Annotated in this window: 23 protein-coding genes; 18 read left to right on the forward strand and 5 right to left on the reverse strand. The window is 66.8% G+C overall.

What is annotated here, in order from left to right; all coding sequences use genetic code 11:
• The first annotated feature begins 137 nt into the window (after positions 1–137).
• The 5 genes from ASE30_RS00915 to ASE30_RS00935 all read left to right on the forward strand — a co-directional run bounded on the left by ASE30_RS00915 (position 138) and on the right by ASE30_RS00935 (position 5675).
• A complete protein-coding gene (locus ASE30_RS00915; RefSeq protein ID WP_057282386.1) occupies positions 138–890 on the forward strand; it encodes a GntR family transcriptional regulator in 753 nt (250 codons plus the stop codon).
• A complete protein-coding gene (locus ASE30_RS00920) occupies positions 841–2157 on the forward strand; it encodes a malonyl-CoA decarboxylase domain-containing protein (protein ID WP_057282387.1) in 1317 nt (438 codons plus the stop codon). The genes ASE30_RS00915 and ASE30_RS00920 overlap by 50 nt, the downstream gene beginning before the upstream one ends.
• A gap of 48 nt (positions 2158–2205) precedes the next feature.
• Complete coding sequence (locus tag ASE30_RS00925; protein WP_057282388.1) at positions 2206–2997, forward strand: enoyl-CoA hydratase/isomerase family protein; 792 nt, start codon at positions 2206–2208, stop codon at positions 2995–2997.
• Between the two features lie 4 nt (positions 2998–3001).
• Positions 3002–4543: a malonyl-CoA synthase gene (locus ASE30_RS00930; RefSeq protein ID WP_057282389.1), complete on the forward strand. Its 1542-nt coding sequence runs from the start codon at positions 3002–3004 to the stop codon at positions 4541–4543.
• A gap of 160 nt (positions 4544–4703) precedes the next feature.
• Positions 4704–5675: a tripartite tricarboxylate transporter substrate binding protein gene (locus ASE30_RS00935; RefSeq protein ID WP_057282390.1), complete on the forward strand. Its 972-nt coding sequence runs from the start codon at positions 4704–4706 to the stop codon at positions 5673–5675.
• A gap of 4 nt (positions 5676–5679) precedes the next feature.
• On the opposite strand, the gene ASE30_RS00940 is transcribed toward ASE30_RS00935, so the two are convergent.
• The gene (locus tag ASE30_RS00940; RefSeq protein ID WP_057282391.1) at positions 5680–6636 is read right to left on the reverse strand and encodes an aldo/keto reductase; all 957 of its coding nucleotides are present in this window, start codon (positions 6634–6636) and stop codon (positions 5680–5682) included.
• Between the two features lie 210 nt (positions 6637–6846).
• On the opposite strand from ASE30_RS00940, the gene ASE30_RS00945 reads away from it, so the two are divergent.
• The 3 genes from ASE30_RS00945 (at position 6847) to ASE30_RS00955 (ending at position 9696) form a co-directional block, all read left to right on the forward strand.
• Positions 6847–7818, forward strand: coding sequence for an ABC transporter substrate-binding protein (locus ASE30_RS00945; RefSeq protein WP_057282392.1), 972 nt, complete (start codon positions 6847–6849; stop codon positions 7816–7818).
• Positions 7819–8009: 191 nt separating this feature from the next.
• Positions 8010–8900 (forward strand): ABC transporter permease, encoded by an 891-nt coding sequence (locus ASE30_RS00950; RefSeq protein WP_057282393.1) that lies wholly within the window; start codon positions 8010–8012, stop codon positions 8898–8900.
• A 1-nt stretch (position 8901) separates the two neighbouring features.
• On the forward strand, positions 8902–9696 hold the full coding sequence (locus ASE30_RS00955; RefSeq protein WP_057282394.1) for an ABC transporter ATP-binding protein: 795 nt from the start codon (positions 8902–8904) through the stop codon (positions 9694–9696).
• 36 nt (positions 9697–9732) lie between these two features.
• Here the strand turns inward: ASE30_RS00955 and ASE30_RS00960 are convergent, their stop codons facing one another.
• The 3 genes from ASE30_RS00960 to ASE30_RS00970 are packed head-to-tail and all read right to left on the reverse strand — an operon-like array spanning position 9733 to position 14158.
• Complete coding sequence (locus ASE30_RS00960) at positions 9733–10980, reverse strand: FAD-binding oxidoreductase (protein ID WP_057282395.1); 1248 nt, start codon at positions 10978–10980, stop codon at positions 9733–9735.
• A gap of 8 nt (positions 10981–10988) precedes the next feature.
• Positions 10989–12647 (reverse strand): NAD(P)-binding protein, encoded by a 1659-nt coding sequence (locus tag ASE30_RS00965; RefSeq protein ID WP_057282396.1) that lies wholly within the window; start codon positions 12645–12647, stop codon positions 10989–10991.
• Positions 12647–14158 carry a polyamine aminopropyltransferase gene (locus ASE30_RS00970; protein ID WP_057282397.1) on the reverse strand — a complete coding sequence of 504 codons (1512 nt, stop codon included), beginning with the start codon at positions 14156–14158 and terminating at the stop codon, positions 12647–12649. The genes ASE30_RS00965 and ASE30_RS00970 overlap by 1 nt, the downstream gene beginning before the upstream one ends.
• An 88-nt stretch (positions 14159–14246) precedes the next feature.
• On the opposite strand from ASE30_RS00970, the gene ASE30_RS00975 reads away from it, so the two are divergent.
• The 8 genes from ASE30_RS00975 (at position 14247) to ASE30_RS01005 (ending at position 19972) form a co-directional block, all read left to right on the forward strand.
• Complete coding sequence (locus ASE30_RS00975; protein ID WP_057282398.1) at positions 14247–14633, forward strand: DUF350 domain-containing protein; 387 nt, start codon at positions 14247–14249, stop codon at positions 14631–14633.
• A 43-nt stretch (positions 14634–14676) separates the two neighbouring features.
• On the forward strand, positions 14677–15714 hold the full coding sequence (locus ASE30_RS00980; RefSeq protein ID WP_057282399.1) for an SPFH domain-containing protein: 1038 nt from the start codon (positions 14677–14679) through the stop codon (positions 15712–15714).
• A gap of 6 nt (positions 15715–15720) precedes the next feature.
• Positions 15721–17190 carry a DUF4178 domain-containing protein gene (locus tag ASE30_RS00985; RefSeq protein WP_057282400.1) on the forward strand — a complete coding sequence of 490 codons (1470 nt, stop codon included), beginning with the start codon at positions 15721–15723 and terminating at the stop codon, positions 17188–17190.
• Between the two features lies 1 nt (position 17191).
• Positions 17192–17353 carry a hypothetical protein gene (locus ASE30_RS29210; RefSeq protein WP_200964375.1) on the forward strand — a complete coding sequence of 54 codons (162 nt, stop codon included), beginning with the start codon at positions 17192–17194 and terminating at the stop codon, positions 17351–17353.
• Positions 17350–17700 (forward strand): adenosylmethionine decarboxylase, encoded by a 351-nt coding sequence (gene speD, locus ASE30_RS00990; protein WP_057282401.1) that lies wholly within the window; start codon positions 17350–17352, stop codon positions 17698–17700. The genes ASE30_RS29210 and speD overlap by 4 nt, the downstream gene beginning before the upstream one ends.
• A gap of 119 nt (positions 17701–17819) precedes the next feature.
• Positions 17820–18578: a molybdate ABC transporter substrate-binding protein gene (modA, locus tag ASE30_RS00995; protein ID WP_057282402.1), complete on the forward strand. Its 759-nt coding sequence runs from the start codon at positions 17820–17822 to the stop codon at positions 18576–18578.
• 24 nt (positions 18579–18602) lie between these two features.
• On the forward strand, positions 18603–19289 hold the full coding sequence (gene modB, locus ASE30_RS01000) for a molybdate ABC transporter permease subunit (protein ID WP_057282403.1): 687 nt from the start codon (positions 18603–18605) through the stop codon (positions 19287–19289).
• On the forward strand, positions 19286–19972 hold the full coding sequence (locus tag ASE30_RS01005) for a sulfate/molybdate ABC transporter ATP-binding protein (RefSeq protein WP_057282404.1): 687 nt from the start codon (positions 19286–19288) through the stop codon (positions 19970–19972). The genes modB and ASE30_RS01005 overlap by 4 nt, the downstream gene beginning before the upstream one ends.
• A gap of 25 nt (positions 19973–19997) precedes the next feature.
• On the opposite strand, the gene ASE30_RS01010 is transcribed toward ASE30_RS01005, so the two are convergent.
• Positions 19998–20792 carry a TOBE domain-containing protein gene (locus tag ASE30_RS01010; protein WP_057282405.1) on the reverse strand — a complete coding sequence of 265 codons (795 nt, stop codon included), beginning with the start codon at positions 20790–20792 and terminating at the stop codon, positions 19998–20000.
• Between the two features lie 162 nt (positions 20793–20954).
• Between ASE30_RS01010 and ASE30_RS01015 the strand changes: the two genes are divergently transcribed.
• Together ASE30_RS01015 and ASE30_RS01020 are read left to right on the forward strand one after the other, a co-directional pair.
• Positions 20955–21551, forward strand: a complete 597-nt coding sequence (locus ASE30_RS01015; protein ID WP_057282406.1) for a DUF4136 domain-containing protein — start codon at positions 20955–20957, stop codon at positions 21549–21551.
• Between the two features lie 24 nt (positions 21552–21575).
• Complete coding sequence (locus ASE30_RS01020; protein ID WP_057282407.1) at positions 21576–22772, forward strand: patatin-like phospholipase family protein; 1197 nt, start codon at positions 21576–21578, stop codon at positions 22770–22772.
• Positions 22773–22792: the final 20 nt, after the last annotated feature.

Genomic DNA, 22792 nt, shown 5'->3' on the forward strand with positions numbered 1-22792 from the left:
GCGGGAATTGCGGGACGCCCGTTGCGGGGACGCCTTAGGGTTCGTACCGAGCCGGGCGGGCTTTACCTTTGCGGACCTCGGCCCTATCATCGGTTTATTCATAATTATGAATTACGGCGTAGTCCAGCCGTCAGCCCATGACCCACCCCATCGTCCGGCAAGCCCTGTACCTGGAAGTCGCGGACCGCCTGCGCGGCATGATCCACGCGCGTTCGCTGCGCAACGGCGAATGGATCGACGAACTGCGGCTGGCGGGCGAAATGGGCATTTCCCGCACCCCCTTGCGCGAGGCGCTCAAGGTGCTTGCCACGGAAGGGCTGGTGCGGCTGGAACCCCGGCGGGGCTGCTTCGTCAACGAACTGTCGCTGCAGGACCTGGAAGACATCTTCCCGCTGATGGCCATGCTTGAAGGGCGCTGCGCCTATGAGGCCGCGCGCAAGGCCAGCGACGGGCAACTGGCCGCGCTGGAGCCGCTGCACACCGCGCTGGCGGACCATGCCCGGGCAGGCCGTATCGACGCGTACTACAAGACCAACTACCTCATCCACGAAGCCGTCCAGGCCCTGGCCGGCAACCAATGGCTGTCCGATATGGTGGGCAACCTGCGCAAGGTGCTCAGCCTGTCCCGCCATCGCAGCCTGTCGCGGCCCGGCCGCATCGACGAATCCTGCGCCGAGCACCTGGCCATTTTCCAGGCCTTGAAGGCGCACGACTCCGACGCCGCGCAGGCGCTCGCGCATACGCACCTGATGCGCCAGCTTGAAGCGCTGCGCGTACTAAGCCATGAAGACGCCGCCGATGCGGCGCCTTCCGATCCCATCGTCATCGAGGAGCCCGCCCATGTCCGCACCCGCCAATCTCGCGCCCGCGCGCGGCGCACGCACGCCTGAGCCCGAAGCCGACCTCGTCGACGCCGCCGCCGCGGCCGAGAGCGCCAGCCTGATCACACGGCTGGGCAGGCTGTGGGAGCGCGGGCGCCTGCCCAGCGAATCCGAGGTCCGGCGCCTGTTCGAGGCGCGCCTCACCGACGTGGCCGCCAACAAGCTGGCGCGCCGCTGGTGCGAGCAATACGCCACGGCCGACGGCAAGGACCGCCGGCTGATGCTGGCCGCCCTGGCGCAGGTGCGCGCCACCTATGCGGGCGATGGCGGCGAAGGCGTGCGGCTGTTCAAGCGCTTCAACGCCCAGCCCCAAGGACTGCGCTTCCTGGTGGAGCTGCGCGCCGACATGTTGCGCTGGCGCAAGCAGGTGGCGGGAATCCAGGCGCTGGACAAGGAACTGGAAGGCCTGCTGTCGGCATGGTTCGACGTGGGCCTGCTGGAACTGCGCCCGCTGACCTGGGATTCGCCGGCGTCGCTGCTGGAAAAGCTGATCCTCTACGAGGCCGTCCACGAGATCAAGTCCTGGGACGATCTGCGCCACCGCGTGGCGCCCGACCGCCGCTGCTATGCCTACTTCCATCCGCAGATGCCCGGCGTTCCGCTGATCTTCGTGGAAGTGGCATTCGCCAGCCAGATGGCCGACAACGTGCAGGTGCTGCTGGACAGCACGCTGCCGCCGCAGGATCTGGACAAGGCGCGCTGGGCCATCTTCTATTCCATCTCGAACACCCAGCCGGGCCTCAAGGGCATCAGTTTCGGCAACTTCCTGCTCAAGCGCGTGGTCGAGCAGTTGCTCGACGAACTGCCCAAACTGAAGTCCTTCGCCACCTTGTCGCCGATTCCGGGTTTCGCGGACTGGCTGGGCAAGCTGGACGCGGCGGCGGTCGAAAGCATCGTGCGCGAAGACAAGGCGCGCGCCAAGGACCGCCAGCGCGAAGGCGTGCCGGACGGCCAGCGCTGGGTCGCGCGGCTGGCCAAGGATGCCCAGGGCAAGACGTCGGACGTGGTCAAGCGGGCCGGTTTCCGGCTGGCGGCCAACTACCTGCAATCCATGAAGAACGGGCTGCCGGTGGACGCCGTGGCGCGGTTCCACCTGGGCAACGGCGCGCGCATCGAACGCCTGAACTGGGCGGCCGACACCTCGCCCAAGGGTCTCAAGCAGTCTTGCGCCATGATGGTCAATTATCTGTACGACCTGGACGAACTGGACACCAACCTCATGCGGCTGGGCGAAGGCAAGCCCCAGGTCAGCCGAAGCGTGGGACGCGTGGCCTGACCGCCGGAAACACGGCTGCGGAACATATATAAAACAAGGGCAGGGGACATGACGGAGAACGTGGCTGGCCGCGTGCTGCTGGAGCGCGAAGGGCATCTGGCCCTGGTGACGCTATCGCACCCGGGGCGCCTGAATGCGATCACGGTGGGCATGTGGCGCGAATTGCATGACGTGTTCACGCGCATCGCGCAGGACGACGCCGTGCGCTGCGTCATCGTGCGCGGCGAGGGCGGCAATTTCGCGGCGGGCGCGGACATCCGCGAATTTCCCGCCGAGCGCGCCGATATGGCCGGGGTGCAGCACTATCACCGCCAGGTGCTGGCGCCCGCCTTGCAGGCCGTGGCCCAATGTCCGCAGCCCGTGGTGGCGCAGATCGAAGGCGTGTGCGTGGGCGGCGGGCTGGAAATCGCCAGCCAGTGCGACCTGCGCATCGCCGGCGCATCGGCGCGCTTCGGCGTGCCCATCAATCGCCTGGGTTTTCCGATGGCGCCGGATGAAATGCGCGGCCTGCTGGCGCTGGCCGGCCGCGCCGCGACGCTGGCCATCCTGCTGGAAGGCCGTGTGTTCGGCGCCGACGAGGCGCGCGAACTGGGCCTGCTGACCCGCATCGTCGCCGATGAACAGGTGGCCGACGCCGCCCGCCGCAGCGCCAGCCGCATCGCCCAGGGCGCGCCGCTGGCCGCCCGCATCAACAAGCGCTTGTCCGCAAGGCTCGCCACCGGCGCCGCCTTGACCGAAGACGAGTATCGGGATTATTTCTCCTATGCCGACAGCCGAGACCACAAGGAAGGCGTGCGCGCTTTCCTGGCCGGCGCAGACCCTTCCTTTTCCGGAGACTAGACAGGTGAGCAACGCCAACCTATATGCTGTCCTGCAAGGCGGCTTTCCCAAAGACCGCAGCAAAGTCGCGCTGGAAACGCCCGACCTCCAATACACCTGGGACGACATCGACCGCGCCACCGCGTGCCTGGCGAATCTGCTGGACTCGCTGAATCTGCCCGACGGCGCGCGCGTGGCGGTGCAGGTCGAGAAATCCCCGGAAGCCTTGCTGCTGTACCTCGCGACCCTGCGCGCCGGCCTGGTGTATTTGCCGCTGAACACCGCCTACCGCGAATCGGAAATCGAATATTTCCTGGGCAATGCCGAGCCGTCCGTGGTGGTCTGCTCCAGCAAGAACCTGGACTGGGTGAAGCGCGCCGCCGACAAGGCCGGCTGCGCGCACGTCTACACGCTGGACGAGGACCGTACCGGCAGCCTGCTGGACGCCGCAGGGGGGCTTGCGCAGACCTTCAAGACCGTCGAGCGCAAGCCCGACGATCTGGCTGCGATCCTGTACACCTCGGGCACCACCGGCCGCAGCAAGGGCGCGATGCTCTCGCATGGCAACCTGGCGGCCAATGCGCGCGTGCTGCACAAGTATTGGGGCTGGCGCGAGGACGACGTGCTGCTGCACATGCTGCCGATCTTCCACGTGCACGGGCTGTTCGTGGCGTCCCATGGGGCGTTGCTGGCCGGCGCCCGGATGATCTGGCTGCCCAAGCTGGATGCGGACCAGGCCCTGCGCTATCTGCCGCAAAGCACGGTGATGATGGGCGTGCCCACGTATTACGTGCGCCTGCTGGCGGACCCGCGATTCACCCGCGAGGTCTGCGCGAAGATGCGGCTTTTCATCTCGGGCTCCGCGCCCTTGCTGGCCGAGACCTTCGCCGACTTCAAGGAACGCAGCGGCCACCCCATTCTTGAACGCTACGGCATGAGCGAGACCGTCATGCTGACGTCCAACCCCTATGATTCCAAGCTGGGCGAACGTCTGGCCGGGACCGTGGGCCGCGCCTTGCCCGAGGTGCAGGTGCGCGTGGTCGACGATGCCGGCGCCGCGCTGGCGCCGGGCGAGATCGGCAACGTGCAGGTGCGCGGCCCGAATGTGTTCTCGGGCTACTGGCGGATGCCGGAAAAGACCCGCGAAGAGTTCACGGAAGACGGCTGGTTCAAGACCGGCGACGTGGGCCGCTGGGGCGGCGCGTCCGCCGGGCGCGACGTGCCCGCCGACTACCTGTCCATCGTGGGCCGCAGCAAGGACCTGATCATTTCCGGCGGCTTCAACGTGTACCCCAAGGAAATCGAAACGCTGATCGACGACATGCCCGGCGTTGCGGAATCGGCGGTCATCGGCGTGCCGCACGCGGACTTCGGCGAAGCCGTGGTGGCGGTGGTGGTGCCCAAGGACGGCGCGGCGCTGGACGCGTCGGCGATGCAGGCCGAGCTCAAGTCGCGTATCGCCAACTTCAAGGTGCCCAAGCGCGTGCATATCGTCGACGCGCTCCCGCGCAACACCATGGGCAAGGTCCAGAAGAACGTGCTGCGCGAAACGTACAAGGCGCTCTAACCCGGCGGAACCGCCGGTCCCTGGCGGCCGGCATCTTTTTCAAGGAGATCATCCCCATCCAGTACCGCGCAAGACCCAGCAGCCGCATTCAATAAGAATTCAAGAGACGAGACGCCAAAAAACAGGCGCCGTCCCCCCCGATGCAGCAAGAGGAGACAACATGAAATATCGCACCATCGCCGCGGCCCTGTTCGCCGTGGCAGCCACGGGTTTTGGCGGCGCTGCCGCCGCGCAATGGCCCGAGCGGCCCATCACGCTGATCGTTCCGTTCCCCGCAGGCGGCGGCACGGATACGTTCGCCCGTCCGCTGGCCGCGCAACTGACCACGCAGCTCGGCCAGACGGTGGTCATCGACAACAAGGGCGGCGCGGGCGGCACCGTGGGCGCCGGCGTGGCGGCCAAGGCGCGTCCGGATGGCTACACCTTCTTCATGGGCGGCGCGCACCACGCGCTGGCGCCTTCGCTGTACAAGAACCTGAGCTACAACATCCAGAAGGACTTCGTGCCGGTCGCCCTGGTCGCGCAGCCGCCGCAGGTGGTCGTCATCAACGCCAGCAAGCTGCCCGTGAAGACCTTGCAGGAATTCATCGACTACGCCAAGAAGCGTCCGGGCGAAATCAACTTCGGCACGGCCGGCAAGGGCAGTACGCACCATCTGGCCGGCGAGCTCTTCGCCATGCAGACCGGCATCAAGCTGGTCGACGTGCCTTATCAGGGCGCGGGCCCGATGCTGTCGGCCCTGATCGGCGGGCAGGTGGACCTGGCCTTCGACGGCTTGGGTTCGTCGTCCGGGCACATCCGGGCCGGCGCGATCAAGCCGCTGGCCGTGGCCGCCACCGAGCGTTCGCAGTCGCTGCCCGACGTGCCGACGGCCGCCGAGGCGGGGGTGCCCAACTACAACGTGTCGACCTGGTACGCGATCTGGGCGCCCGCCGGCACCCCCAAGGAAGCGGTGGACAGGATGATCGCCGAGATCACCAAGGCCCTGAACACGCCGAAGCTAAAGGAAACCTGGGCCGGCAACGGCACGGCGGTGCCCACGCTGACGGGCCCCGATTTCGGCAAGTTCGTCGACAGCGAGGTCGACCGCTGGGCCAAGGTGGTCAAGGACTCCGGCGTGACGCTCGACTGACGCCTCAGCGCCACTCGCTGGCCTGGCTGAGCCGGGCTAGCTGGTCATGCGTCAGCGTCAGGCTGGCGGCCTTGACCAGCTCGTCGAGCTGGGCGAGCGAGGTGGCGCTGACGATGGGCGAGGTGATGCCCGGCTGCGCGATCTGCCAGGCCAGCGCGGCCTGCGCGGGCGTGCAGCCGGCGTCCTCGGAGACTTCGTCCAGCGCCTTCAGGATGCGGTAGCCGCGGTCGTTCAGATAGGTGTCCACGATCTTCTTGCCGCGCGCGCTCTTGCCCGCGTCCTCGGGGCCGCGGTATTTGCCGCTGAGAAACCCGCTGGCCAGCGCGAAATAATTGATCGTGCCCATCTGCTGCGTCTTCACCAGGCTTTGCAGCCCGGACTCGAAGGGCTCCCGGGTGTATAGGTTGTACTCGGGCTGGATGCTCTCGTAGCGCGGCAGGCTGTGCCGTTCGCTGGCGATCAGCGCTTCGGACAGGCGCACGGCCGTGTAGTTGGATGCGCCGATGGCGCGCACCTTGCCGGATTCGATGTGCTTGGCGTATTCGGCCAGCGTATCGGTCAGCGGCGTGTCGGGATCGTCCTGGTGGGACTGGTACAGGTCCACGTGATCCGTCTGCAGGCGCGCGAGCGACGCTTCCAGCGAGCGGCGGATATAGGCGGGGGCCAGCCCCTTTTCGCCCGGCCCCATTTCCATGCCGACCTTGGTCGCGATGAGCACGCGGTCGCGCTTGCCCGAGCGCTTGAGCCATTTGCCGATCAGCGTTTCGGATTCTCCGCCCTGGTTGCCCGGCACCCAGCGGGAATACATGTCTGCCGTGTCGATGAAGTTCAGGCCCGCGTCGACCAGGGCGTCGAGCAAAGAAAAAGTGCCGGCTTCGTCGACGGTCCAGCCGAAGACGTTGCCGCCGAAGGTGAGCGGGGGAATCTGCAGGCCGGAACGGCCCAATGCGCGTTTGATCATGTCTGGCCTCGGGATGCGGCGGACGGTTGCGGGAATGGCTTGCCCCCTGGGTACGCATGCACCATTTCAGGGATTCCCCCCAAGTTCTTTTAGGGGGCGGCAAGTTAGACTATACGGCTTTATGGCTAGCTCACCGGGGTGGAATTCCTGGCGCGGCCATGAAGAAACCGGCAAATTCAACAAGCAACACCAAGGGTTCAAGGAGCTTATATGCTGATCGGAAAAAAACACTTTCTGACGGTTGGCGCCATGGCGCTGGCGATGGCTATCGCCGCGCCCGTGGCCGCGCAGCAAAAGTCGGTGGCGATCACCGCCATCGTCGAGCATCCGGCGCTGGACGCCGTGCGTGATGGCGTGCAGGACGCCCTCAAGCAAGCCGGCTACGAGCCGGGCAAGAACCTGAAGTGGCAGTATCAAAGCGCCCAGGGCAACAACGGCACCGCGGCGCAGATCGCCCGCAAGTTCGTCGGTGACCGGCCGGACGCCATCGTGGCGATCGCCACGCCGTCCGCGCAGGCCGTCGTCGCGGCCACCAAGGACGTCCCGGTGGTGTATTCCGCCGTGACGGATCCAGTCGCCGCCCAGCTGGTTTCCAGCATGGACGCCTCCGGCACCAACGTGACCGGCGTGTCGGACCTGCTGGCCCTGGACAAGCAGGTTGAACTGATCAAGAAGATCGTGCCCAACGCCAAGCGCGTGGGCATCGTCTACAACCCGGGCGAGGCGAACTCGGTCGTGGTGGTCAAGAAACTCCAGGAAATCCTGCCGAAGTCCGGCATGAGCCTGGTTGAAGCCGCCGCGCCGCGCTCGGTGGACGTGGCCTCGGCCGCGCGCAGCCTGATCGGCAAGGTCGACGTCATCTACACCAACACCGACAACAACGTCGTGTCGGCGTATGAATCGCTGGTCAAGGTGGGCAACGACGCCAAGATCCCGCTGATCGCATCCGACACCGACAGCGTCAAGCGCGGCGGCATCGCCGCCCTGGGCATCAACTACCGCGACCTCGGCGTGCAGACCGGCAAGGTCGTCGTGCGCATCCTGAAGGGCGAAAAGCCCGGCGCCATCCCCTCGGAAACGGTTTCGAAGCTGGAGCTGTACGTGAATCCGGGCGCCGCCGCCAAACAGGGCGTCACGCTGTCCGACGCCATCATCAAATCGGCTGCCGTGGTCGTGAAATAATACGGTTGGCTATCGGCCCCGCCATGCCTGACCGGCGTGAGCGGGGTTTTTCTTGCGTTTTTTCCGGCGCAAAACTGCAAACCGGGAAACGTTTGTTGCGAAAGCGCGGGTAAAACTGACCCGCGAACGCAAGAAATCCCGCGTTTCACTTCTTTAATATGCTTGTTTGTTTACCTGATTGGATCTGACCCATGTCATTGTTCTCGCTGTTGGGCGCGCTGGAGATCGGACTGATCTTCAGCCTGGTGGCCTTGGGCGTGTTTATCTCTTTCCGCCTGTTGCGCTTCCCGGACCTGACCGTGGACGGCAGCTTCCCGCTGGGCGGCGCGGTCTGTGCCACGCTGATCGCGTCGGGCACCGATCCGTTCTCGGCCACGATCATCGCCACCATCGCCGGCGCGGCCGCCGGGCTGGTCACCGGCTGGCTGAACGTCAAGCTCAAGATCATGGACCTGTTGGCCAGCATCCTGATGATGATCGCTCTGTACTCGGTCAACCTGCGCATCATGGGCAAGCCCAACGTGCCGCTGATCACCGAACCCACGGTCTTCACCATCCTGCAGCCCGGGTGGATCTCCGACTACGTCGCCCGTCCGCTGATCCTGATCGTCATCGTGATCCTGGCCAAGCTGGCGCTGGACTGGTTCTTCGCCACGCAGACCGGCCTGGCCGTGCGCGCCACGGGCTCCAACGGCCGCATGGCCCGCGCCCAAGGCGTGAACACCGGCCGCATGATCCTCGGAGGCATGGCGCTGTCGAACGCGCTGGTCGCGCTGGCGGGCGCGCTGTTCGCGCAGACGCAGGGCGGCTCGGACATCTCGATGGGCATCGGCACCATCGTGATCGGCCTGGCCGCGGTGATCGTCGGCGAAAGCATCCTGCCGTCGCGCAAGCTGGTGCTGGCGACGCTGGCCGTCATCATCGGCGCCATCGTCTACCGCTTCTTCATCGCATTGGCCCTCAATAGCGATTTCATCGGCCTGAAGGCGCAAGACCTGAACCTCGTCACCGCGGTGCTGGTCACGGTCGCCCTGGTCATCCCCATGCTCAAGCGCCGCCTGGTCGGCAAGAAGGGGCGCTGATATGTTGTCCGCAAAAGACCTGAAAATCACCTTCAACGCGGGCACGCCGATCGAGACGCGCGCCCTGCGCGGCCTGTCGCTGGAGATCCCGTCGGGCCAGTTCGTGACCGTCATCGGCTCCAATGGCGCGGGCAAGTCCACCTTCCTCAATGCGGTCTCGGGCGACTTGCCCGTCGATTCCGGCACCATCGACATCAATGGCGTGGACGTGACCCGCCAGCCCGTCTGGGCGCGCGCCGGCCGCGTGGCCCGCGTGTTCCAGGACCCGATGGCCGGCACCTGCGAAGACCTGACCATCGAAGAGAACATGGCGCTGGCGCAGATGCGTGGCGCGCGCCGCGGCTATGGCCGGGCGGTCAAGGCTTCCATGAAAGAGGGCTTCCGCGAACGCCTGGCCACCTTGGGCCTGGGGCTGGAAAACCGGCTTTCGGACCGTATCGGCCTCTTGTCCGGCGGGCAGCGCCAGGCGGTCAGCCTGCTGATGGCGGCGCTGCAGCCGTCGCGCATCCTGCTGCTGGACGAGCACACCGCGGCGCTCGACCCGCGCACGGCGGACTTCGTGCTGCAACTGACGGCGCGCATCGTCTCCGAAAGCCAGCTCACCACGATGATGGTGACTCACAGCATGCGCCAGGCCCTGGACGTGGGTGATCGCACCGTCATGCTGCATCAGGGGCAGGTGGTGCTGGACGTGTCCGGCGACGAACGCCGCGGCATGGACGTGCCGGATCTGCTGGCCATGTTCGAACGCGTCCGCGGCGAGAAGATCTCGGACGACGCCTTGCTGCTGGGATAAGGCTCCCGGGCTGCAATGCGCCGGCCGCGCCTGGCGTCAGATGAAGCGGCCGGGACGGAACGCGTGGTGGCGTGAAGCCGCGCCGCCGTCCAGCATCAGCTCGGCCAGTATCTTCGCCGTGCCGGGGGCGGTGCTGAACCCGATGTGCTGATGCCCAAGCGCCAGCCACAGTCCGGGATGGCGCGGCGCTTCGCCGATCATCGGACGGCTGTCGGGCAGGGTGGGGCGGCGCCCCAGCCACGCGGCCGCATCCAGCCGCTGGCCCAGCGGAAAGGCCTCTCGCGCATGGCGCTCCGCCAGATCCAGCTGGCCCGTGCGGGCGGGCGCGTCGCAGGCGTCCAGCTCGACGCCGGTGCTCAGGCGTAGCCCGCGCGCCATGGGCGACAGCACGTAGCCGCCGCCGGTGTCGTAGACGGGGCGGGTGACGCTGGCGCCGTCCAGGCCGCTGTAGTGCATGTGATAACCGCGCTCGAACGCCATGGGCAGGTCAATGCCGGCCGTTTTCAAGAGATCCTTCGACCACGGCCCCAGGGCCACGACCAGCCGTTCCGCCGTCAGCGATCCGGATCCCTGCGCGCCCTCAACCGTCCAGCCCTGGCCGTCGCGGCGGATGCCGCCAGCCGCCATGCGTTTGAATTGCCCGCCCTCCCGGCGGAACAGGTCGGCATAGGCGGCCACGACCTCGTGCGGATCGTCGACGGAATACGAGCCCTGGATCCATAGCGCGCGATGAAAGATGGGCGCCAGCGCGGGCTCCGCTTCGGCCAGCTCGGCGGGGCTCAGTTCGCGGGTGGGGACTTCGAACCGCGCAAAGGTGCGGCGGGCAAGCGCCCCGGCCTGCCAGGCGGATTCCGTGCGGTACAGGAAGATCCAGCCGGTATCGCGCAGACGCCGCCGCGCGCCGCTGGCGTCCAGCAGCTTCAGGTGTTCGGGGGCTGACAGCCGGATCAGGCCATCCAGCGCCGCCACGGTTTCGCGGAAAACGGACGGCCGCGCGTTCAGCAGGAAGCGCGTCGCCCAGCCCAGGTTCCGGGCCAGGTACGGCCAGCGGTAGCGGAATTGGACGGTATCGTTTTTCAGCAGGCGGGGCAGTTGGCCCCATAGGCCGGGATGGTTGAAAGGCATCAGCGAACTGCGGGCCAGGACGCCGGCATTGCCCATCGACGTCTCCATGCCCGGCTCCCGCCGGTCCACCAGAGTGACCGACAGGCCCCGGCGCAACAATTCCAGCGCGCAGCAGACGCCGACGATGCCCGCGCCCAGCACAATGACGTGTTTTCCCATGTCGCTTTTCATGTGTGTCCGGTCAAACCAGCCGGCCGTTGCCCGAGGATGCGCCCCGCCGCCGTCACGCCCCACCACGAGGCTTCCTCGAAAACCGAATACCCCGACAGGTCGGCGTGCGCGAACAGCACGGGACCATCCACGTCGCGCAGGGCCGCCAGGCCGGGGTTGGACAGGTAGCCGCACAGCGGCGAGGCCATGGCGTGGCCGCGCACCGTGATTTCAAGCTGGCGCGCATGGCGCCAGAATTCCTTGCCGTACGCCGCGATCAGGTCGGCCGCCGCCTCGTCGCGCAGGGCTTCCGGGCTGGCGCGGGTCAGCCAGTCGCGCGCGGCTTGCGGCGTCTGGCCGCTCAGCGCGTGGTAGGCCGTGAAGACGCTGCGGGGGGAACGCGCCACGCGCAGGAGCTGGTGCGTGGAGACGACATAGCCCAACGCCTGCCCCTGGTAGACCACGTTGTCCCAGGATAAGGGCTCGCCGGGCGCCTCGATGGGATAGCCTTCCATGACGAAGTTCGACACCATCCAGGGCGCATGCGCGGAGGCATGCACGGCCGGGTCGTAACCATAGGCGCGGATGTCGGGCAGCAGGCGCTGGGCGACGAACAGCGGCATGGCGCACACGGTGCGGCGGGTTTGCAGCACGCAGGCGCGCACGGCGGAATCCGGACCCGGGATCAGGCAAGTGACTTGCGGACCGGCGGGCGAGTCCCGCACCGCCACCGCCGTGCCCGGGATCAGCCAGCCGGCGTGGCCGAGCTTGCGGGTGATCGAATCCCGCATGCGCTGCGCCAGGACGGCCAGCCCGCCGGGCCAGGTCAGCACCGCGCCTTCGGCGGCGTTGGCGGCGTGGCCGTCGCGGCTGGCGAAATAGTGCAGGCCGGCCCATGCCGAGACCACGTCGTACCGCGCGCCGTAGTCATCGCGGCAGCAGTAGTTCACATACCAATGCAGGGCGGGCGACGTATAGCCCTCGCGTTCCAGCCATTGCCTGAAAGTCAGGGCGTCCAGCGCGCGCCACGCCGGGTCGTGCGACGACAGCGCGATCGGGATGCTGAACACCTTGCGCCCGTCGTTGCCCACCTCGGTGTGCAGGCGGCCGATCAGGGCCAGGAATCGACGGTGCTGTGCGATGTCGCCTTCCGGCAGCCCCGTCATGGGCAGCAGGCCTTCTTCCCATTGTCCGTCGCGCAGCAGCCTTTCCTGCGGCGAATGCACCAGCGCGGATTCGTCGTAATAGGGCCGGACATCGCCCGCGCCACGCTCGATGATGCCGAAGTCAGCCAGCATTTCGCGCACGTGGACGGAGGCCAGCGACGGCAGCGGCAGGTAGTGCGCGCCCAGCGGATAGTCCAGGCCGTCGCGCTGGCCGCCCGCGGCGTTGCCGGCGAACTCCGGGCCCTGCACCACGACGAAATCGGTGTAGCCTTCGCGCGCCAGCTTCCAGGCGCAGGACAGTCCGGCGACGCCGGCGCCCAGTATCGCGACCTCGTGCCGCCGCGTGGACGACGGCTGCGGCCAGGAGGCGCCGTCGCGCAAGGCATGGCCGGCCTGCATGCCCGGGGTGTGGATGGCCGGCGTGGTTTCGACGATGCGCGACCGGTAGTAGCCGGCGGTGCCCGCGACGGCCGCCGTGGCGGCGCCCAACAGGAAGCTGCGGCGCCGCATCAGCGGATGACCTTGCGCCAGTCCTCGTCGAAGTAGCGCACGAGCGACTGCTCGTTCAGGCGGTTCGGCGGCATGGTCAGCGCCGGCATGTCGGCGGGGAAGTGGAACAGTTCGCGCGTGGTGACGGGGTCCAGATAGCGCGTGGCCACCGTGATCCGGTCGGGCGGCGTGTAGTCGCGCCGTTTGCTGGCCAGGATGAAGCCCCAGTCGCCGAAGGACGGCACGTAGGTGTGGTACGGCCAAGTGTTCAGGCCGGCTTCCTTCAGGGTGGCGTCCACGCTCCAGAACGAGCGCGGCGCGAAATAGGGCGAGGTGGACTGAACGACCATGTAGCCGTTTTCCGCCAGGTGGCGGGCCATCAGGTGATACACCGGCACCGAATACAGGCGGCCCAGGCCGAAATTGGACGGGTCGGGAAAGTCCACCACGATGAAGTCGTAGACCTCGGCATGCGTCTCCAGCCAGCGTCCGGCGTCATCGTTGATGACGGTGACGCGAGGGTCCTTGAGCGAGCCTTCGTTCAGCTTGACCAGTGGCTCGGAGCGCGAGAACAGCCCCGTCATGGCGGGGTCCAGGTCCACCAGCGTGACGTGTTCGATGTGCTTGTATTTGAGGATCTCGCGCACGGCCAGGCCGTCGCCGCCGCCCAGCACCAGCACGTTGCGCGCCCAGGGCAGGACTTGCAGTCCGGGATGCACCAGCGCCTCGTGGTAGCGGTGCTCGTCGCGCGACGAGAACTGCAGGTTGCCGTTGATGTACAGGCGCAGGTCGTCGTGCCAGCGCGTCACCGCCAGGCGCTGGTACTGGGTGGTTTCGGCATGGATCACGTCGTCGCCGTACAGGCCTTTCTCGGCCCAGGTGGTCATGCTGCCCGAATAGATGAAGCCCAGGCCCAGCAGACCCATCACGACGCCGGCGCGCACCGCTTTCTCGCCCGGGCGGCGGACTTCGGCGCGGAACAGCCAGGTGGTCCAGAGCGCCACGCTGGCGTTCAGGATGCCGAACAGGAAACTGGTGCGCAGCAGCCCCAGCTTGGGCGCGAGCAGCAGGGGGAATACCAGCGACACCGCCAGCGCGCCCAAATAATCGAAGGTCAGCACGCGGCTGACGATTTCGCGGAATTCCGCCTTGCGCTGGTTGAATACGCGCATCACCAGCGGGATTTCCATGCCGACCATCAGGCCGATGACGAAGACGCCCACGTACAGCGCGGCGCGAAAGGGCGCGGCCAGCCATGCGAACACCAGGAAGAGGACCGCCGCCGACACCCCGCCCAGCAGGGCGACCAGCAGCTCCACGTCGATGAACCGGTCCAGGACGTCTTCGTCTTTTACATATTTTGACAACCACGACCCGATGCCCATGGCGAACAGGTAGCAGCCGATGACGGAAGAGAACTGCAGGATCGAATCGCCCAGCAAATAGCTGGCCAGCGCGCTGCTGATGAGCTCATAGCCCAAACCGCAGGAGGCAACGATCAATACCGAGAGGATGAGAACGCGGTCGCGCATGAGGTGTCCGACACGAAAAATGCGTTCGCAGTATATCGAACGCCGCGTATATACTGCGCGCAATTGGGAGGGGGCAATGGGAGAAGCAATGCATCCGGCGGTGACCTATCTGATCTATATCGTTTCGGCGCTTGTCATGCTGGGTATATTCACGGCGGTTTACACGGCCGTCACCCGCTACAAGGAATTCGAACTGATCCGCGAAGGCAATATCGCGGCCATGCTGTCCTATGGCGGCGCGCTGGTCGGCTTCAGTTTCACCTTGTGCTCCAGCATTGCCGTCCACGCCAGCTTTGTCATGTTCCTGGTATGGGGCGTGGCCGCGATGGCGGTGCAGATCGTCGTGTACGCCGGGATGACCCGGGCCATCCGCGGCATGAACGACGCCATCGCGGAAAACAATATCGCCATGGGCGGCCTGATCGGGGCAATCTCCCTGGCCGCCGGCATCGTCAACGCCGCCTGCCTGACCTGAGCCAGGCGTCCCCGCGCAATCCGATCCGACAGGAGGGCTTTCCATGAGTCTCGGTTCATTCATCCGCAAGCAGTTCATCGACATCCTGCAATGGAACGAGGACCGCGATGGCGTGCTCGCCTGGCGCCATCCGATGCAGGATTTCGAAATCCAGTACGGCGCCAGCCTGACGGTGCGGGAATCGCAGATGGCGGTGTTCGTCAACGAAGGCAAGGTGGCCGACGTGTTCGGCCCCGGCATGTACAAGCTGACCACGCAGACGCTGCCGGTGCTGACCTACCTGAAGAACTGGGACAAGCTGTTCGAGTCGCCCTTCAAGTCGGACGTGATCTTCTTCAGCACGCGCCTGCAGCTCGGCCGGCGCTGGGGCACGGCGCAGCCGGTGACGCTGCGCGACAGTGAATTCGGCATGGTGCGCCTGCGCGCCTTCGGCGTGTACTCGTACCAGATCGCGGACCCAGCCAAGTTTTACCGCGAGATCAGCGGCACCCGCGACGAATACACCGTGGACGACCTGGAAGCGCAGCTGCGCAACATGGTGGTCGCGGCCATGACGACCGCGCTGGGCGGCTCCAAGGTGCCGTTCCTGGACATGGCCGGCAACCAGGGGCTCATGTCGCAAAGCATCAGCGAACAACTGGCGCCGGTGTTCGACCGCTATGGCGTCAAGCTGGACAACTTCACGGTTGAAAACGTGTCGCTGCCCGAAGCGCTGCAGAAGGCGCTGGATACCCGGATTTCGATGGGCATGGCGGGCGACCTGGGCAAGTTCACCCAATACCAGACCGCCACCTCGATTCCGCTGGCCGCGCAGAACGAGGGCGGCATCGCCGGCATCGGCGCGGGCCTGGCCGCGGGCGCCGCCTTGGGCCAGACCATGGCGCAGGGACTGGGCGCGGCAGCGCAACCCCAGCCGGCGCAACCGGCCCAGCAGCCTGCCCCGCAGCCAGCCTCGGGCGCGGCCGGCGCGGACCCCGTGCAGCGCCTGCAGCAACTGAAGGACCTGCTGGACAAGGGGCTGATCAACGCCGCGGACTACGATTCGGCCAAGGCCGAAGTGCTGAAGAAACTTACCAGCTAAGGCCCCATGCAGCAGGTTCTGTGTCCGCAGTGCGGCGCTCCCGTCAAGTTCACGTCCGCGGCTTCCGTCATGGCGGTCTGCGGCGCGTGCCGCAGCACCTTGCTGAAGGACGCGGAATCGGTCAGGCGCATCGGCGAGATGGCCGAGGTCCTGGAGGACTATTCGCCCCTGTGCCTGGGGGCGGCAGGCACCCACGACGGCAAGCGCTTCGACATCATCGGCCGCATCCAGCTCCGGTTCGACGACGGCTTCTGGAACGAGTGGTACCTGTGGTTCGAGGACGCCTCCGACGGCTGGCTGTCGGACGCGTCGGGCCAGTACGCCGTGACCCGGCGCCGCAAGGTCAAGACCACCCAGGGCATGCCGGCGTTCGAAGATATCGCGCCGGGCGACGAGCTGAAGCTGGACGGCCAGCGCTTCGTGGCGGCCGACGTGCGCGCCTGCCTGGCCGGGGGGGCGCAGGGTGAACTGCCCTTCGTGCCCGGCGACGGCTGGCAGGCCAAGGTGGCGGACTACCGCAGCCTGGACGCCTTCCTGACGCTCGATTTTTCCGACGGACCCCAGCCCGAGCTCTATATCGGCCGCGCGTTCGACCTGTCCGCCATGCAGGCGGGCTCGCTGCGCAGCAACGAGCAGGTGGAGGAAACCGCCGGCCGCTTCCGTGGCCAGATCAAGGCGCTGGACTGCCCCAACTGCGGCGGTCCGATCTCTTTCGTGGCCGCGATGGCCACGCATGTGGTCTGCCCGTCGTGCGCGGCGGCGGTCGATTGCTCCGGCCCCACGGCCGAAGTCATCGACAAGGCGCACAAGGTCAAGGCGATCCGGACCACGCTGTCATTGGGCGCGGTCGCCAAGCTGGAAGGCACCAGCTACACCCTGATCGGTCTGATGAAGTGCGCCGATCCGGATCCCGAAGAACCTTCGAGCTGGATCGAGTACCTGCTGTTCAACCCGGTCAAGGGATTTGTCTGGCTGGTGGAGACGGACGAAGGCTGGGAGCGCGTGCAGGTCTGCGACACCTGGCCCAGCCTGAACAATGCCACCAGCGTGCGCTGGCGAAACAGGCTGTACCAGAAGCTGTACGACTACACCTCGCGTGTGGAAGTGGCGCTGGGCGCATTCAATTGGCGGGTCAAGGTTGGCGACAGCACCCGGATCACCGATTACAAGGTCGGCACGCTGAAGCTCACCCGCGAGCTGGGCGATGCCGAGCTGGGCTGGTCGGCCGCCGTACCGGTGTCGCCGGCGCAACTGGCCCAATGGTTCGGCGCTCCCGAACTGGCCAAGCAGAAGGCCATGCCTGCCGGCCCCAAGCCCGGCGGCTACCGCAAATGGGCCAAGGCCGCGCTGATCGGCATGGTCTTCCTGAACTTCAACAACATTTTCAGCGGCCGCTTCATCCCGGTCTTGATCGGGATGGCGTTTCTCTGGCTGCCGGCCCTGCTGGCGGACAAACTTTCAGGCGAGGACGACTAGCATGAAGGGCAAGCTCCTGTATGCCATCTACGCGGTGGTGGTCGTGCTGGCCACCACCGGCGCAAGTTCGCCCGGCGCGCGCATCGCCAGCGGCGGCGGCAGCAGTAGCTGGGGCGGCAGTTCGTCCGGGTCGGGCTGGTCGTCGGGCGGATCCCACAAGTGACCGTGCACGCCACACCCGGCCGGCATGTGCTGGCGGACTTTCGCGGCGTGTCCGCCGGCCTGCTGACCGACGCGCAGGCGCTGGAGCGCCAGATGACGGCCGCCGCGCACGCCGCCGGGGCGCAGGTGCTGAGCGCCCATTTCCATCATTTTGGCGCGGGCGCCGGGGTCACCGGCGTGGTCATGCTGAGCGAGTCCCACATCAGCATCCATTCATGGCCCGAGCACCAGTTCGCGGCCCTGGACATCTTCATGTGCGGCGCGGCGCGGCCCGAGCTGGCGCTGGATTTCCTGCAGGAGGCGCTGGCCCCCGAATCGGTTCACGTCACCACGGTGGCGCGCGGCTGAGTTTCGGCCGCGATTCCCTTCTTGATATTTGGCAAACCCGCTTCAGGCACCAAATTGACGAGCGTTATATACCGCTATATATTTCGTTACCGATTCAGTGATTACCGCAGGAGAAAAACATGGCCCACAAGCGCCCCATCATGGTGTTGACCCTGGCGCTGGCCGCCGCATGGGGCGCAAGCGCCCACGCCGGCGACCTGGTGGTGTCGGCCGCCGCCAGCCTGACCAATGCCTTCAAGGAGGTGGCCCAGGGCTACGAAAAACAGCACGCCGGCACCAAGGTGATCCTGAACTTCGGCGCCTCGGATGTGCTGCTGCAGCAGATCGTGAAGGGCGCGCCCGCCGACGTCTTTGCCTCCGCCGATCAGAAGGCGATGGACAAGGCCGTCGAAGAGAAGGCCGTCAAGCCCGCCTCGCGCGTGGACTTCGCCGCCAACCAGATCGTGCTGATCGTTCCGACGGACAGCAAGGCCAACATCGCCGCGCTGCAGGACCTGTCGCGCGAGGACGTCAAGCGCATCGCCTATGGCAACCCGGCGTCGGTGCCGGTGGGCCGCTACACGCAGGCCGCCTTGCAGGCCGCCGGCCTGTGGGATGCCGTGCAGGCCAAGAGCGTGCTGGCCCAGAACGTGCGCCAGAGCCTGGACTATGTCGCGCGCGGCGAAGTCGATGCGGGCTTCGTGTTCGCGACCGACGCGGCCATCATGCCCGGCAAGGTCAAGGTCGCCGTGCGCGTGCCCTCGCAAACGCCGGTGACCTATCCCATCGCCCTGACCACCCGCGAAGCCGCCGCCAAGGAAGCCGAAAGCTTTGTCGCCTATGTGATGTCGCCCGCCGGTCAGGCGATACTGTCGCGTTACGGCTTTCAAAAGCCCTGAGCTCCTGTTGAATCGTAGGCATCGATGAGTGATCCGGTTTGGGTGCCCCTGCTGCTGTCCTTGAAGGTGGCGGGCTGGGCGACGCTATTGGCCGCCGTGGCCGGGACGGGGGCGGCCTATGGCCTGTCGCGCTGGCGCTGGCCGGGGCGCGACCTGCTGGACGCCATCCTGACCCTGCCACTGGTGCTGCCGCCCACGGTGCTGGGCTACTACCTGCTGGTGCTGCTGGGCCGGCGCGGCATCATCGGCGAAACGCTGGCGGGCTGGGGCATTGAACTGGTCTTCACCTGGCAGGGCGCCGTGATCGCGGCGTCCGTGGTGGCGTTTCCGCTGGTGTTCAAGTCGGCGCGGGCCGCGTTCGAAAACGTGGACAGCCAGCTGGAAAACGCGGCCCGCGTGCTGGGCGTCGGCGAGGCCGGCGTGTTCTTCCGCGTGACCCTGCCCTTGGCCGCGCGCGGCATCGCCGCCGGCGTGCTGCTGGCGTTCGCGCGGGCGCTGGGCGAATTCGGCGCCACGCTGATGATCGCCGGCAATCTGCCGGGCCGCACGCAGACCCTGTCGGTCGCCATCTACGAAGCCGTGCAGGCCGGAGACGACGCCACCGCCAACATGCTGGTGCTGGTCACGTCCGCCACCTGCATCGTGGTGCTGCTGGTGGCGGGTAAGCTGGTGCCCATCGGCGCGGGCCAGCGCAACGGAGCCGCGCGATGAGCGTCGGCATCCAGGTCAGCAAGCGGATGGTGTCCGGCGACCGGCACTTCGAGCTGGACGTGGCGTTCACCTCGTCTTCCAAGCGCATCGCCTTGTTCGGGCCGTCGGGGGCGGGCAAGAGCCTGACCTTGCGGGCGGTGGCCGGGCTGCTACGTCCGGACGCGGGCCGCATCGAGATCAATGGCCGGGTGCTGTTCGATGGGCAGGCCGGCATCTGCCTGCCCACCCGATCGCGCCGCGTGGCCTATCTGTTCCAGGACTATGCGTTGTTTCCGCACCTGACCGTGGCGCAGAACATCGCCTTCGGCCTGCGGCGGGGCTGGCTCAATCCGCCCAGGCGCGAGGTCGGCGAGCAGGCCCGGCGTTGGGTCGATGCGTTTGAACTGGGTTCCATCGTGGGCAGCTATCCCCACGAGATCTCGGGCGGACAGAAGCAGCGCGTGGCGCTGGCGCGGGCCCTGATGCTGCAGCCGGACATCCTGCTGCTGGACGAACCGTTTTCGGCGCTGGATTCGCAGTTGCGCGGCAAGATGCGGCAGGAGCTGAATGCCCTGCAGCAGCGGCTGGACGTGCCGATGCTGCTGATCACGCACGATCCCGCCGATGTGGATGTCCTGGCGGACGAGGTCTTTGAAGTGCGCGAGGGCAGGGTGCGCCGCCGCGACGAGGACGAGGGCATCTGAACGCCGCCGGGCCGCGCGCGGCCTGTCAGTCCAGCACGCCCAGGATCACGCTGGATGCCTTGAAGATGGCCACGGCGTCGGCGCCCACGTCCAGCTTCAGGTCTGCCGCGCTTTCGTTCGTGACGATGGCGGCCATCGTGGCGCCGCCCTCCATGGCGATCAGGATTTCACTGTTGACCGCGCCCGTGCGTACGTCGCTGATCCTGCCTTGCAATTGATTGCGGGCCGACAGCCGCAGGCCGGGCCCCGGCGCGCCGACGATGACGGACGACGCCTTCACCAGCGCGATGGCTTCCTTGCCCATTTCCAGGCCCAGTTCCTTCGTGCTTTCGCGGGTGATGGTGGCCGTGACGGTATGGCCGCCGGCGATGCGCAGCAGGATTTCGTCGTTGACTGCGCCCGGGCGGATCCCGATGACGGTGCCCAGGAATTTGTTGCGGGCGCTGGTCTTCAGCATGAAACGCCTCATCAGGTCGATGTCACCGCTGGCATCCAGCCCAGCACGCGTCAGGTTGTCCATGAACTTCCGGTGTTCGGCTTCAAGCGCCCGGAACGTCGCGATCAGGCGGCGCGCCCGGTCGGTAAGCTGGGTGCCCCCGCCGCCCTTGCCGCCCGCCGCCCGCAGCACCAGCGGTTCGCCCGCCAGGTTGTTCATGGCGTCGATGGCATCCCAGGCGCCCTTGTAGCTCATGCCGGCGGCGCGCGCCGCCGCGGTGATGGAGCCGGTGGCGTCGATCTGCGCGAGCAGATCTATGCGGTTCTTTCCGCCCCAGGTCTGGGCGCCGGAGCGAAACCATATCGAGCCGTCGAGTTCCAGCATGGGTATGGGGTACGTCTGCAAGTTAAGGGATCAGGGGGGAAGTGTAATGGACCCGCCGGGCGCGCGGCTGGGTGCATTTTTCGCGATGCGAATGAGATTCTGTTGAAAACTTAAGGGCTTCGCGGCACTATGTTCAAGCCTCGGGCTCACGGAGATATCGACATGAATGCGTTCAAATTGGTGGCGGCGGGTTCCATGACGGTTTTATTGGCGGCCTGCGCTTCAGGCCCAACGGTCAAAGGCGATTACGACCGCCAGGCCGATTTCGCGCAGTACCGGACCTTCGGCTACATGACGCCGCTGGGCACGGACAAGGCGGGCTACAGCAGCCTGCTGACCGAACGTCTCAAGGAGGCGACCCGAGGCCAGATGGAAATGCGCGGCTATGCGTACAGCGCGTCCAATCCCGACCTGCTGGTCAACTTCGGCGCCAAGCTGCAGCAAAAGACAGAGGTCACGCCGTCGCCCGCGCCGATGGGACCGTATTATGGCTACCGCATGGGGTTCTACGGCGGCTGGCCCGGCTACGGCTGGGGTGACGACGTCTACCAGTACACCGAGGGTACCCTCAACATCGACCTGGTGGACGCGCGCCGCCGCCAACTGGTGTGGGAGGGTGTCGCCGTCGGAGAAGTCCAGAATCCCGAAGCCGCCGGGTCGCCGCAGAAGGTGGACAAGGCCGTCGCCGAGATCTTCGCCAAGTATCCGTTCCGGGCCGGCGTGGCCGCGCCGCAACTGCCGGACAAGAGCAAACCGTAGCAAGCCCTATCCAGAGGTAGCTGAATGACCACTCGCCGCAAGGCCCTGACCGAAGACACCGGCGATACGCCGCCCTACGACACCGTCGCCCTTGTGCTGCAGGGCGGCGGGGCGCTGGGTTCCTACCAGGCCGGGGTGTACCAGGGCTTGCACGAAGCCGGCATACGGCCCAACTGGATATCGGGCATTTCCATCGGGTCCATCAACGCGGCCATCATCGCCGGATCCCCCGAGGACGAGCGCGTCGACCGCCTGCGCGGCTTCTGGGAAAGCATCTGCCGTCCGGCGGGCTTTGCCTCGGTGCCCTGGGGCGAAACGCTGGCCGGGCTGTTCGAAGGCATCCCCTTCGGCTTTGGCTCGCCGGCGATGAACGGGCAGGTCTCGGCGCTGCAGGCCCTGTTCTCGGGGCAGCCGGGCTTTTTCAAGCCGCGCGTTCCGCCGCCGTATATGGTGCAGGGGCGCGGGGCGGCGTCCACAAGCTTCTACGACACGACGCCGTTGGCCGCGACCTTGCGCCAGTTCGTGGACTTCGACCTGCTCAACAGTGGCGCGGTGCGGGCCAGCTTTGGCGTCGTGAATGTGCGCACCGGAAACTTCGCCTATTTCGACAGCCTGAAGGACACGCTCGGACCCGAGCACATCATGGCCTCGGGCGCCTTGCCGCCGGGCTTTCCGTCGGTGGAGATCGACGGCGAACACTACTGGGACGGCGGCGTCGTTTCCAACACCCCGCTTGCGCAGGTGCTGACCACCGACAACATGCGCGACACGCTGGCATTCCAGGTGGACCTGTGGCCGGCGCGCGGCGGCCTGCCCACGTCCCTGGAAGAAGTGGCCGAACGCCAGAAGGACATCCAGTATTCCAGCAGGACCCGCCTGGTCACGGACCAGTTGCGGCGCGTGTTGAAGCTGCGCCACGGCTTGCAGCGCCTGCTCGAGCGGCTGCCCGAGGCCGACCGCAATGCGCCCGAGTTGGCGGATATCCGCAGGCTGTCGCACACGCCGGCCACCAACATCGTCAACCTGATCTACGAGTCCAAGCACCTCGAGCGCTATTCCAAGGACTACGAGTTCGGCACCGAGGCCATGCGGGAACACTGGGAATCGGGCCTGTCGGATATCCGCCGGACCCTGACGAAGCCGGGCATCCTGGCGCGGCCCACCGAGGATAGTTGCTTCGTCACGCACGATATCCACCGCAACGGCACCAAGCACTCCTAGCCGGGACACACGGTATCCAC

The organism is Achromobacter sp. Root83 (assembly GCF_001428845.1).
In the GTDB taxonomy this organism is placed as follows: domain Bacteria; phylum Pseudomonadota; class Gammaproteobacteria; order Burkholderiales; family Burkholderiaceae_B; genus Achromobacter.

Bases quoted from the DNA above. Each gene is read 5' to 3' on its own strand.
- ASE30_RS00950 (WP_057282393.1), top strand. From the start codon at position 8,010: ATGTCATTGTTCTCGCTGTTGGGCGCGCTGGAGATCGGACTGATCTTC.
- modB (WP_057282403.1), top strand. From the start codon at position 18,603: ATGAGTGATCCGGTTTGGGTGCCCCTGCTGCTGTCCTTGAAGGTGGCG.
- ASE30_RS00975 (WP_057282398.1), top strand. From the start codon at position 14,247: ATGCATCCGGCGGTGACCTATCTGATCTATATCGTTTCGGCGCTTGTC.
- ASE30_RS01015 (WP_057282406.1), top strand. From the start codon at position 20,955: ATGAATGCGTTCAAATTGGTGGCGGCGGGTTCCATGACGGTTTTATTG.
- ASE30_RS01005 (WP_057282404.1), top strand. From the start codon at position 19,286: ATGAGCGTCGGCATCCAGGTCAGCAAGCGGATGGTGTCCGGCGACCGG.
- ASE30_RS00980 (WP_057282399.1), top strand. From the start codon at position 14,677: ATGAGTCTCGGTTCATTCATCCGCAAGCAGTTCATCGACATCCTGCAA.
- ASE30_RS01010 (WP_057282405.1), bottom strand. From the start codon at position 20,792: ATGCTGGAACTCGACGGCTCGATATGGTTTCGCTCCGGCGCCCAGACC.
- ASE30_RS00965 (WP_057282396.1), bottom strand. From the start codon at position 12,647: ATGCGGCGCCGCAGCTTCCTGTTGGGCGCCGCCACGGCGGCCGTCGCG.
- ASE30_RS00915 (WP_057282386.1), top strand. From the start codon at position 138: ATGACCCACCCCATCGTCCGGCAAGCCCTGTACCTGGAAGTCGCGGAC.
- ASE30_RS00920 (WP_057282387.1), top strand. From the start codon at position 841: ATGTCCGCACCCGCCAATCTCGCGCCCGCGCGCGGCGCACGCACGCCT.
- ASE30_RS00960 (WP_057282395.1), bottom strand. From the start codon at position 10,980: ATGGGAAAACACGTCATTGTGCTGGGCGCGGGCATCGTCGGCGTCTGC.
- modA (WP_057282402.1), top strand. From the start codon at position 17,820: ATGGCCCACAAGCGCCCCATCATGGTGTTGACCCTGGCGCTGGCCGCC.
- ASE30_RS29210 (WP_200964375.1), top strand. From the start codon at position 17,192: ATGAAGGGCAAGCTCCTGTATGCCATCTACGCGGTGGTGGTCGTGCTG.
- ASE30_RS01020 (WP_057282407.1), top strand. From the start codon at position 21,576: ATGACCACTCGCCGCAAGGCCCTGACCGAAGACACCGGCGATACGCCG.
- ASE30_RS00935 (WP_057282390.1), top strand. From the start codon at position 4,704: ATGAAATATCGCACCATCGCCGCGGCCCTGTTCGCCGTGGCAGCCACG.
- ASE30_RS00925 (WP_057282388.1), top strand. From the start codon at position 2,206: ATGACGGAGAACGTGGCTGGCCGCGTGCTGCTGGAGCGCGAAGGGCAT.
- ASE30_RS00985 (WP_057282400.1), top strand. From the start codon at position 15,721: ATGCAGCAGGTTCTGTGTCCGCAGTGCGGCGCTCCCGTCAAGTTCACG.
- ASE30_RS00940 (WP_057282391.1), bottom strand. From the start codon at position 6,636: ATGATCAAACGCGCATTGGGCCGTTCCGGCCTGCAGATTCCCCCGCTC.
- ASE30_RS00970 (WP_057282397.1), bottom strand. From the start codon at position 14,158: ATGCGCGACCGCGTTCTCATCCTCTCGGTATTGATCGTTGCCTCCTGC.
- ASE30_RS00955 (WP_057282394.1), top strand. From the start codon at position 8,902: ATGTTGTCCGCAAAAGACCTGAAAATCACCTTCAACGCGGGCACGCCG.
- ASE30_RS00945 (WP_057282392.1), top strand. From the start codon at position 6,847: ATGCTGATCGGAAAAAAACACTTTCTGACGGTTGGCGCCATGGCGCTG.